4 protein-coding genes and 1 tRNA gene are annotated in these 13,006 nt (G+C 28.8%); 1 reads left to right on the top strand and 4 read right to left on the bottom strand.

The window, feature by feature from the left end; translation table 4 throughout:
- Positions 1-20: 20 nt before the first annotated feature.
- The 4 genes from ACXYRK_RS01130 to ACXYRK_RS01115 all read right to left on the bottom strand — a co-directional run bounded on the left by ACXYRK_RS01130 (position 21) and on the right by ACXYRK_RS01115 (position 11,000).
- Positions 21-5,204, bottom strand: a complete 5,184-nt coding sequence (locus ACXYRK_RS01130) for a hypothetical protein (protein WP_458617640.1) — start codon at positions 5,202-5,204, stop codon at positions 21-23.
- 8 nt (positions 5,205-5,212) lie between these two features.
- Positions 5,213-9,541 carry a hypothetical protein gene (locus tag ACXYRK_RS01125; RefSeq protein ID WP_458617638.1) on the bottom strand — a complete coding sequence of 1,443 codons (4,329 nt, stop codon included), beginning with the start codon at positions 9,539-9,541 and terminating at the stop codon, positions 5,213-5,215.
- A 254-nt stretch (positions 9,542-9,795) separates the two neighbouring features.
- Positions 9,796-10,878: a M42 family metallopeptidase gene (locus ACXYRK_RS01120; RefSeq protein ID WP_458617636.1), complete on the bottom strand. Its 1,083-nt coding sequence runs from the start codon at positions 10,876-10,878 to the stop codon at positions 9,796-9,798.
- A 38-nt stretch (positions 10,879-10,916) separates the two neighbouring features.
- Positions 10,917-11,000, bottom strand: a tRNA-Leu gene (locus tag ACXYRK_RS01115).
- 223 nt (positions 11,001-11,223) lie between these two features.
- Here ACXYRK_RS01115 and ptsP point away from each other — a divergent pair.
- Positions 11,224-12,927, top strand: coding sequence for a phosphoenolpyruvate--protein phosphotransferase (gene ptsP, locus ACXYRK_RS01110; RefSeq protein ID WP_458617635.1), 1,704 nt, complete (start codon positions 11,224-11,226; stop codon positions 12,925-12,927).
- Positions 12,928-13,006: the final 79 nt, after the last annotated feature.

Below are 13,006 nucleotides of genomic sequence, written 5' to 3'. Positions count from 1 at the left end.
CACAACCAATGTGGTGTTTTTTAGAATAAATCAGCAGGTTGCTCAGAAAAGTTTTTTGCTCCATAGCGTTCAGGGAATAAGTAAGAAAGTAAACGTATTTTTTCATAAAATGAATATGGGTTTTGTGGATGATGTCCGTTTCCGATATATCCAATTCTTTGGCCATCAAGTAGCATAATTGATGCAGTTCCTTCTTTAGCGGTAGCACCATATTGATCTTGGGTAACTAAACCAGCTAAATTACCTTGACTATCAAAAACATTTGATCCAGATGAACCAGCAGCTAAATCCACACTGTTTCATCCATACACAATGGTATCATTTTGATGGTTTAAAGAACCGACACTGTTAATTTTTCCTTGGTATCTAAAATTACCTAATAAATACTCACGAAAGCGTGCTTTACCAGTTCCTGTTGGTGAATCAGGGTTTTTAGAATTTTGTCCGGGCATCGAACCGACAATTCAGTTTAAATTATTATAAGCATTTTGATGTAATAATTCATTTGAGATTTTAATTGGTTTAGCATTCTTTCAATCTAAAAAGAATTTGATAATTCGCTTTTGATCCTCGGTAAGTTTTTGTCCTTGGAAAGTAAAATTAGTATCATCGATATTTTTACCTGCAAAGTTATTTTCAAATCATGAAATATCAATAATAGCTACATCGACATCGGAATATTTTTCTTCTCTTTTAAGTTCATTACCATAATTATCTCGAAAGTCTTTAAAATATGGATCTTTGTATGAATCTTCAATATCTTTACCATTAGCAAAAAAGTGTGAAACAATTTCTATACTTAAATTGCTGATCATATTTTGTCCTAAACCAAGACCTTCTAAAATTGGTTGTTCCTTTTCTTCTGTTGAAGTATCAGTCGGTTTTTTTATAAAGATTGGAGATAATATATTATTTCTAGTTCTACGTTCAATATCTAATCCATCTAAACTCTGTCCATTTCGCACTCATGATGCATTAGCATCGTCTAATAAATCGATATTATGTGAGTTGGATACAATATAGTAGCGATGATCACTTGCATCATCAGGTTTTACCTTATTAAATAATCCTCAGGTTCCACGACCATGATAATCAAAAGCAAAAGTTCTTCGACGTACATCAGTTAATACATTAAAGGTATCATCAGAATATAAACGTTTAACTATGCCATCTTCACTTTTAAGTTTAGTTGTTTGTTGGAATTTATCGTATGAAGCAACAGTTTTTGCCTCTTCTTGTGCTTGTGGACGTGATTGAATAGTTTCAGTTAATGATACCGACATTGAATCTTTAAGTGGTTTTCCTTGATAAGTTGGATTTTTAGTTGGGTTATTTTTATCATCAACATAATTCATTGTTAAAAAGACATTTCCAACAAAAGCAGATGACTTATTAGCCAAAATATGTTCTGATAAAATATCGGTAAAATAAATATCTGAATGTTTTGGTATAACTTCTAATTTTAACTTCTTACTTGATTCATCATAAATTACTTTAAATGAATAACGATCTTTCATCATTGCAAATAAAGTTTGATTAAACAATGCATCTTCATTTCTTGGAGTAATTGTAAAAGTAGCATCATTAATAGTATGTTTTGCTAAAAGTTCTTTAAAAGAAACTGAAACATTAACAAACGAAAGCAGTCCTCTTGGAACTGGAACAGATGAATTACGGTTAGTTTTACTCATAATAATTTTAGTATTTTCTAATTCAAATCTAAAGGTAAAATATACATCATCTTTAAAGTTTTCTCAGTTTTTATATTCATCTAAGTCTTTTTCAATTCAAATAGAATGATGGTTATTACCAAAATTAAAAATAGTATGAGAAAGAATTTCACGTGGTGTAAAGAAGAAAAAGTCAAGTTGCTTACCACTATCATCAACTAAAATAAAGTTCTTTTTTTCTTTTGTACTATCATCTTCTAATTTACGATATTTTCACATTCGCTCAAATTCAACCAAAGCAAAATGATTTTGCAATGAATAAGGGATTTTGTTTTTTGTTTCATCTTTCATTCAATAACCAATTAAGTCATCAACGGTTAAGTTTTTATTTTGAGTGATTAAATCGTTATCTGAATATGTTGTTGTCATAGTATTTTCAGAATTATCAGTTAATAAATAAGGACTGCTTCCGTTTGATGAATAATTAAAATGATATCTAAATGATTTTTCGACATTAGCAGGAATACTAAATTTATCATAATACATATCCATTCTTTGTTTCTCGGTTGCATAAATTTTTGAAATAGTATATTTAGCATTCTCAAAGTATCCAGAAATTTGGAATTTTCATAATTTTTCAAATGGAACAATCAATTTTAATGTCGGCGGTAAAACATACTCGTATGCTTCAGTACTTCCTGTTTTAATCTCGGGATTTAGTTCAAAAACAATTCATTTGTTTTTGAACAACTTTAGATCCTCATCAGCAAAATCAAATTTTGCTGATCCGTATAATTTTTTATTACTTTCATCTAAATATGTTGTAAATTTAGATAAATTAAAGGTTTTAGTTGAAACACTGGTGCTAAATTTATATTTATCTAAAAATGAAAATCCTGTTTGTTCATCTCCTACTTGTGCAGCAGTAATGATATATTTAGAGATGTTTTTAGGTAAGACTGATGTATCAAATGATGCAGTTTTTTTATTTTTATCTACTGTTGCTTCGATAAGTTTTGAATATGGATCAAAGGGGTTCAAGTTTTTTACCAAGAACTTAATTGAACTTATAGTATCATTAACAGTTTGTGAATATGTAACAACAACTTTATTATTTTCTACCTTAGAAGATAAAATATCTAAAACAGGATTTTTATAGTTATTTGTAAGTGTTCCTGATGAATTATTAAATCCAGGAAAACCTTTGACATCGTAGTATTTGCTATATCCACCAGTGTTTTTTTGTAAAACTAAGTCAACATAATTATCAAAAATATGTGCATTATTTGGTGGTAAATATACATTGTATTTTTTAACATTTGGTAAACCATCGATCGCAGATCTTCCGAATTGTTTGTAGTTAAATGTATTATTATCTTTATATTTAATAAAATATTGCGGAAAATCTACATTTGAACTATCAGATTTTTTTGCTGCAGTAAATTCGAGCAAAACACCACCATTAGAATATCTTTTTGCTTGAAAATCATTCTCACTACTAAAACTAAAAGCACTTGATTCGCTTGTATAGTTTTTATTTTCATAAATAGTATTTAATCCACTAAAATGGTTAATAGCAGTTGAACCATTACTTAAACCTGTTATTTTTACAAAATCATTTGTAGTTAAATTTGATATTGTAAAAGTAACTAAATTATTATTAACAGTTCCACTAACAGTTGATTCACTTGCTGAATCAAGAGAATCCTTGCTTGCTTTTTTATATTTTAAAGTAAGTGATGTATTATTTGCTAAATTAACAGTCTTGATTTCTAATTTAATGGTATTATCAGCAATAGTAGACTTAATTATTTGAGTTGTTTGTGGTGGAGTTAAAACATCTTTATCAACATGTTTGTAATCACTACCATCGATGAATGAAAAATATTTAGTTAATGAATTATCTGCTTTAATTTCTGAATCAGTTGTGTTTGTATATGTATTTACATTTATTAAATCTTTGCTATACATCCCAAAGATATGTGAATCGTTAAAAACTTTTTTAAAGTTATCACTTACGAATGCTTTAGCATTAATATCTAATGTTTTAAATGTTGGATTGATGCTTGGTAAATTTAAAGCAACATTATTTAATTTTAAGGATATAAGTTGATAAGTTGTATTGGATGATAAATTTGAAAAATTCAAATACAAATTATTACCTTCGGTATAATTTGTAACTTGTAAACTTTTAGAATTAGATAATGATGCATCAAAGGTATGCACATTCGCATCATGTAATCTACTATTTGATGCGAATGAGATTCGCAACGATGCTGATGTTTTTGAAATATCAGTTACATCAATAGAATTAATGGTAAATTCATCTTTAATTGGCCTTGGTTTTTCGACAGGTTTACTGTTTTCATCAGGGTTAGTAGTTGATGGATTTTGATTACCTGGAGCATTTTCATCAGATGGGTTTTGTTCACTTGGATTACTTGGATTTTGTGGTTCACTATTCGAACCACCTTGACTTGTTTGTGAATTATCTTGTCCCCCTTGATTTTCACCACCTGGTTGATTATCTGGTGGTGTTATAGGATTTGATGGTTTGGTTTCTTGATTATTCGAGGTATTAAATGTAACGGTTAAATTACTGTGATATTGAGTTGATGCAATTTCTAAATATGAAATACCTAATTTATTATTATCAGGTTTTGTAATGCTTGAAATATCAAAAGTAAGTAAATGTGTATTTGCATCATATAGTTTCGATGTAAGAGTGCGAGCAATATTTTTAAATTTAATTTTTGCTTCATTTGCAAACATTGATGCATCAACATTAGCAAGTTTTACATATAATTTGCTATTATCATCAGAAAGAGATAATTGAGTAATCTGTGGATCAGTACTTATAGATGCTGTATGAAAGAACAATTTATTTTGATCATTATTTGATAATTTTAAAACTGTATTATCAATATTAAGTTGGGATAAATTATAATCAGTATTAGGAGTAAGGTTGGTATATTTAATAGTAATTACATCATCTTTTGATGTAATTGATGCTGGTGCAGTAGGATTTAAAGTAGCAGATAATTTACTTGCATCTAAATTTTTGTTTGTTAGTTTTAATGTGATTGTTGCAGTTGTAGAATCTGAATCAACACTTATGATGTTTGCATCGGTTTTTACATCTTGTTGATTTTTAGGTGTTTTAAATTGTAATTTAGCTTTATCAGAATCTGAAAATTTTAATTCATTTCCATTAGCAAAAATTTGGTCAATTTGATATTGTGTATCTGCTTTTATGTTTTCAAAAGTTACAGTTAAAATATTAGATAAGATGCTGATATTAGGCATATCATATTGGGTTGGTTTACTTAAATGTAATGAAATATCAGTAGCTTTATAAGTTTTAAATAACTTTATTTTTATTACTGCTGAGTTGTTATTCACATTGACTGTTTCAACATTTCCATCAAAACTTTGCTGATTTTTGGTTTCAGGATTTCCACAAGCAATTGTTGTAGCAGATACACCTGCACTAACAAATACACTGGAAATAAGTAGTTTTTTTATCTTTTTCATCATTACTCCTATTTTTTAATTGGATTTTCAAATTCATTGAAGATATCAAGCATTTTATGCTTCTTAGGATACAAACGATTCAAACGTTGTACTTTATAAGCAAATGAACCATTATTATAATCATTTAATTCACCAAAGAAATTAATTCTTTGTGAAGATAGTAAATATGAAGATGCTTCACCATTTTCTTCATTAGCATGAATTCCTAAAAAGTTTCCTTCATGATCATATAACCCTGTCCCTGATGAACCACCTGTTAGTTGATAATTAGCATTAACATTAATAATCTCACCACTAGAATTTTTAAAACGTTTAATAAATCCAACTTTTTCTGTTTTAGCATTTGGAACTTTATCACCTGGATAAAACAAGATGTCACCAATAAAATTTTGACGAACTTGGATATTCTTTTTAGTATTATATGTAGTAGAACCTGGGAAAGAAGACATATACATTGTATAATACATATATGGGTGGATATAACGGCCCATTTTAGATACTTTATTATGTTTTAGACTCTTTCATTTGTAGATATGTTCAGCTGTTTTAAATTTCGGATCATTTTCTTTATTTGGATCACTTTTATGTTGATTATAATAATTTATCAATTCAGTAATATCAATGATGTGAATTTTAAAATCAGTTCTGTTTTTAGCGGCAACATTTGATAAACTACCATCCATACTCTTGTTGTCATTATTATCAGATGTCCAAAAAATTGAATTACCAGTATTAGATCAATAACCACCTAAAAATAAGCTAACATCTTCTTTAGAAGTATGTGGTTTTGGAGCAGATATATATCCAGGATTTAATACAGGTACATGGATATTTGTTCCAAAATAATATCGATTATCATTTTCATTATCTGGATCTACTTTACCAATCATCCAAGCTGTCCCCCATCAAGTTCCAAAAGAACGTGTTATAACATCATCTTGAACTGTATTTCGAGGTGAAGAATTTGTATATCATGTTGTAACTTCGATATTAACAGGTCCAGAAGAATCATCATTATAACCAATACTTTTAAATTTTGTCTCTTTATCAAATTCAAATCCATCTATTTTTAATTGATTTTTTGCCTTTGTGTGTTCATTTGTAAATGAAAGTGGTTGTCCATTTTTTAAATACATAATCGACAAATAATTTCAAGTTTTATCAACAAATGTTGAATAACTTGAAGAAAGATTATGTATATACATATCTTTATTAATATGCCCTTCGCGAGCTATTAACGAGATTTTTAATTTATCGCCACTTAATGATACTTGTGCTTTAAGATGTTTATTCATCAAATCTTCAAGTTGTTGGTCAGTCAATGTTAAATGATAACTGTCATTTGAATCAATTTTTCTACCAATCTTCTTTAATAAATCTTCGGTTTTTCCTAAGAATTTTATTTTGATATCAGAAATAGTTTTGTTAGCTGCTGCATTAAGTTTATTTCAACTAAAAGATACTGCTCAATCAAAACTACCAAAAGAAAATTGTCTAAAATTAACTTGTTTTGGACTTGCCACAAAGCTAAAATTAATAATTGCTTCTTTATTGCTATCTAAATTTTTGAAATTTCGGATGTCTTTTTCAACATAAACTTCAGTTCTATTAGAATTTTCATTCATTTCTTTATCTAGAACACTTTCTTTCATTGCAGCAAAATTATATTCTTTATGATTATCAAATTCTATAACAGGTAATGGATTATTGTATTGTGTATAAGCTGTTGCTACATAAGTATTAATATCACTGCTATAATGTGTTAAAAACAAAGTGTTCTTTAAATAAGCATTATTTAATGTTATATAGTTATGTCAATTAAAAGGGATAGATTTTGGTACATTTCCACTGGTATTATCTGTTAACTGTGATTCTTGATATTGCGAATTATTAGTTATATTTAAATTAGTTTGACTAAAAGATGTTCCCAAAGCATCTGAATAAGCATTTTTAGAAACATCTAAACTTGGTTTTAACTCAGTTGTTCCACTTTGCTGAATTAAAGATAATTTACGATGTTTGCTATCACCATCTTTTCCTTCATCATCATAATCTATAACAGATGATAAATCATATTTATTAACAATTTGTACTTGATTTAGTTTTCAAGTAATTCCTTCGGTTAGTCCAGTGAAAGAAAACTTTTTAAGTTCATCAAAGTTTAAAAACACTGATTTAGTGTTTTCTTGGCGAAATTGACGTTGAAATCAATCTCCACCGTCTGATGAATACCCATAACTGCGTTTTTTATCGTCTGTATCAGCCGGAGTATTCTTTTGCACTAAGTCTACAAAAGTAAGTTTAACATATTTGTTTTTAAATTGCTCGACTTCTGAATCGGTAGCATTAAGGTTGATTGCTCCTACATATGTATTAGTAGAAGCATCTGAAAGAGCAAATTGTATTTTTGTAATAGTTGGATTAAAGGTTTGATTTGAACTTCAAGCAACTTCTTCGGGAACATTAAAAGAATAATTGTTATTTAATGCTGTGACATCAGTAATAATGTATTTATTGTATCCTTGATTAAAGTTAATAATGCCTTCAGATTCAATATGTCTGTTTTTATAAGTTCCAACAACTGCTATATCTGCATCATAAACATTTACATCAGGTTTGATAGTAATAAGATATTTATCATTGCTTTGATTAGGTAAATAACTTACATTAACATTAACTTTGTTATTGTTAATACTAAATGAACTTACATTAGATGTAGCAGTTGTTCCTGTTTTATTTATAACTTTAACACTACCACTAAACACTACTGCTTGATTTGCATACATTATGTTAGAAATAGTATTGTTTGAATTACCATTACTTACATCAACTAAAATATTTTGTGATGTTCCATTATATTTAGTTGTGTAATTTTGTCCGTTAAAGGTAAATTTGAAATCATTGTTTTTAGAAGTTGGTAAATGGTCAAAAGCAAACCACAACATTTTATTATTAATCAATGATATTTCTTTAATATGTAAGTTATCCTTAACATTAAATTTACTTACCTGTTCATCGTATTTAGTAAATGAATCTAAAAGACTATAGTTCAATGCATTAAATTGCACACTGTTATCACTAGTAGTAAAAGTTTGATTATTTAAAGATATATTTTGACTTCCAATTTGGATGTTATCAAGATAATATGTTGTATGTGATGCAAGATTGTAAACATCAAAAATTAGATTAGTATTATTTACAGCTGGATTGCTAAAATCTAAACGACGTCCGTTTGCATCCTGTAGTGATAATGTGACATTATCTGATGCATCAAGTGATGTATCTAATGAAACATTGATGCGCGCTTTATCGCTTTGGATATTAGAAATACTAGAATTTTGCACATGATATGTTTTTTGTTCTTTTGTTGGTGTATTTGGTTCAATTTGTTGTTGCGATGTTGTAAATGATAAATTACTACTTGGTAGAGCTAAAGAATTCCCATTTAATGATACGGATGTTAAGGTATAAGTTGTATTCGGTTTAAGTGAATAAAAAGTTGTAGATAAAGTGCTAGATTCAGTTATTAAAAGATTTTGAGTATGATTTTGTCCATCTGAAATGGTTATTAAAAGATTGTTTTTATTTACATCAGCAAGTGTATGATTAGAAAAATTTAAATTTAATGTAGCATCGGTTGCATTAACATTACTTCACGATACATTTGAGATACTAAAATTATCTTTTTTAGGATTTGGGTTATTTTCTTTTTCTGATGAATTATTTGGTTTTTGATTACCATCTAAATTAAGGTTACCTGGTGGTGTGGTCTGTTCGACATCTCCTGGATTAGGATTTGTTTCTTGTGAATCACCAGGATTTTCTGGATTATGTTTTTCAGGATCTGATGGATTAGGTGTTGATGGTTGGTTCCCTGGTGTTGTTTCCTCACCTGAAGTTGGGGGGGGAGTTTGTTCATTATTTTTAGGTGTTTGTGGTTGTTCTACATTATCTTGTGGTTTAGTTTTGAATAAAAATTGGTTTTGTAACTTTGCTGTTTTCAATGATTTACCATTGTATTTAATATCAAAGGTATATATTTTATTAGAAAATAAACCGTTTATGATAAAAGTAACGGATTTTTTATCGACTGATAAGGTTCCGTTAACATTTTGATTATTATAAACTAACGAAAAATAACCATTTGAAGAAACTGGATGATCTAAAAATGCTTTAATTGTAACTGAATCTGATGTACTTTGAGTTTGTACACTTTTAAGATGTATCTGTTTTTTTTCATATACTTCTGTGTTTGGATTAGTGCAAGCTACAGCAGAAACTGTTGTAAAACCTAAAAAAGTAGGAACTATATATTTTCTAAATTTCTTTTTTCGCATAATGATTCCTTTATAATTTAATGATATCAAAATCCTTATAATTTTTTTGTTTTTATAGCATATATAGATATTTTAATAACAATTATGTGCAATTTTTCATTAAAATATCATTTTTTATTTGCTTTTATTTTAGATATATAAGTGATAACTTAATATCTAAAAACAAATATTGAAATTTTGTATAGTATAATACTTTTTTATAAAAATGGTTGAATTTTATTTGATATGCATATAAAAAGTCGGATATTAACCGACTATTTATATGCTAATTTTTCTGAGTGTATTTTTGGTGAATAAGATTTTAAGAATTCTGTCATTAAATCAATTGTTGCTTGGATATCTACCAAAGATGCAACACCAATAGGACTATGTAAATATCTTTGTGGAATTGAAATAGTCATTACAGCAGATCCACCTAGTGCAAATTGTAATTCTGCTGCATCGGTTCCACCACCACCTGCTACATATTTATATGCAGGTATTTGTTTATTTTTTGCAACTTCAAAGAGATATTCAATTAATTTAGCATCTGGTAAGGTTCCAGAATCTTTTACTAAAATTGATACTCCGTTTCCACAAACTGGTGTACCAGATTTAGCACCAGTTGTATCGTGTGCAGCACCTGTATCGACTGCAAATGCTACATCTGGATTAATAATTGATACGGATGTTCTAGCTCCACGAGTTCCAACCTCTTCTTGAACTGTTCCGACTAAATAGACATCACATTCTAATTGTCAATCAGCGATATTTTTAGCTATAAATTCTAATGCTGTAACTCCAGCACGATTATCCATTGCTTTACCACCAACTAAATCATTTGCAAGTTCTACATATTCACCACTAATGAAAATTTTATCTCCAATATCGATTTTTGCATCCAAAACTTCTTGCTTACTTTTAAAACCTAAATCTACATATAGATCATCAGTCTTAACTGCATTTTTAAGTGATTCGTTTGTTTGGATATGGATGCTGGTGTGTCCAAAAACACCTGTAAATCTTTGATTTTGCGAATTCACCACAATTGCTTTAGTTCCAATTACAACAGAAGGTCATAGTCCACCAATTGCTGTTACCATTAAATTACCATTATCAGCAATTAAGCGAACCATATATCCTACTTCATCCATATGTGCAGCAATCATTACTTTTGGAGCATTTTCTACTTTTGATTTTTTGTAAAAAATCACTGAACCTAATTTATCTCTAGAAACTTCAAAACCCTTTATATTACTTTTGAGTTCATCTACTACCGGCTCTTCAAATCGAGACATCGCTTCAATTGACATATATTTTTTTAGTCTGGTAGATAATTCTTGATATTTTGCTTGCATTTATTCTCCTAATAAAAAAATCAGCAATGCTGATTATATGGTGCCTTAGACAGGACTTGAACCTGCATAGATTTCTCCGGCGGATTTTGAGTCCGCAGTGTCTGCCATTCCACCACTAAGGCAACTAACTAAATAATACACTTTTTTAGCAAATTTTAAAACAAAAGTGATGATTTTTCATTTTTATCATTTAGTAAATATAATATTTAGAATATTAAATAAATATATTTATATTAATATTGGAATTATTTACATACTTTTTTAAAACTACAAATTAATTTAATATAATCTTTTTTTTAAAAGTATAAAATATCAACATCATATATCAAGCAAAAAGGAGATAATATGAAACTTACAGGAATCGGAGCATCTCGTGGAGTTGCTATCGCTAAGGTATTCAAAATCGAAGAATTACCTGTTGAAATTACTAAAAATACAAATAATATAGATTCAGAATTAAAAGCATATGCTAATGCAACTGATAAAGTGATTGCAAAACTTGAGCATACTAAAAGTTTAGCAAGCGATCCAGAACATGCGGCAATTTTTGATGCACATATTGGATTTGTAATGGATCCAGCTGCTAAGGAAAGTATTGAAAATAAAATCAAAAACGAATCATTAACTGCTGAATATGCTGTAAATGAAGTATATACAGAGTTTGCGAATATGTTTGCAGGTATCGATGATGAATATATGCGTGAGCGTGTTGCAGATATCAAGGATGTGCTTAAAAAGTTATTATTTGCTTTAAACAATATCGAAGAACCAGATTTAACATCAATTAATTCTGAAGTTGTAATTGTTGCCGAAGATTTAAGCCCATCACAAACTGTACAATTAAACAAAAAATTCGTTAAGGGATTTGTTACAAATATTGGTGGACCTACATCGCATACAGCAATTATGGCTCGTAGTTTAGCAATTCCTTCAGTTGTTGGAACAAATTCAGTAATGGAATATACTAAAAACGGTGATGTAATTGCTTTAGATGGATCAAAAGGAACTGTTATTATTAACCCTACTGAACAAGAACAAAAGGTATATTTAAAAGCACAAACAGAATATCAAGAATATTTAAACAAACTTAAAAACTTAAAAGGAAAAACTTCACAAACAACTGATTTTCACCATGTTGAACTTGCTGCAAATATTGGTTCTCCAAAAGATTTACAAGACGTTTTAGATAACGATGCTGAAGCAATTGGATTGTTTAGATCAGAATTTTTATATATGGATAATGATCACTGACCAACTGAAGAAGAACAATTTTTAGCTTATAAAGAAGCAGTACAAAAAATGAATGGTAAAAGAGTAGTGATTAGAACACTAGATATCGGTGGGGATAAAACTTTAAAATACTTTGCTTTCCCGAAAGAAATGAATCCTTTCTTAGGATATCGTGCAATTCGTTTTTGTCTACAAAATCCAGATATTTTCAAAACTCAACTTCGTGCATTAGTTCGTGCAAGTGAGTTTGGTAAAGTTGCAATAATGTTTCCGATGATAACTAATGTTGATGAGTTTTTAGCAGCAAAAGAACTTTATAACCAAGCATATGATGAAGTTTATGTAACTAATAAAAACATTGCTGCAAAGGATAAAATTGAAGTAGGTATGATGATGGAAACACCTGCTGCAGCAGTACTTTCTGATATGTTTTCAAAATATGCTGACTTTTTATCAATTGGAACAAATGATTTAATTCAATACTCAATGGCTGCAGATCGGATGAATGAAAATATTTCTTATTTATATCAACCACTTAATCCATCGATTTTGAGATTAATTAAACATATCATCGACGGTGGACATAAGCACGGAAAATGAGTTGGTATGTGTGGAGAAATGGCTGGTGATCGTAATGCTTTACCTATTTTATTAGGTTTAGGCTTAGATGAATTCTCAATGTCAGCAAGTAACATCTTAGCAAGTAGAGAATTAGTAAATCAACTTTCTTATAAACAAATGCAACAACTTGCTCAAAAAGCAATTGAATGTGAAAACCAAGAACAAGTTCAGAAATTATTAGCAGAATCTTTATCATAATTTAAAAGTTAAAATCAAGCACATAAGGTGCTTGTTTTCATCCTTTTATACCAAAAATCAAGTAAATTATGATATAATA

This window comes from Mycoplasma sp. AC1221 (genome assembly GCF_054353815.1).
Note: the sequence above shows the minus strand (reverse complement) of the source record. Positions and strands in the feature narration are given on the sequence as shown.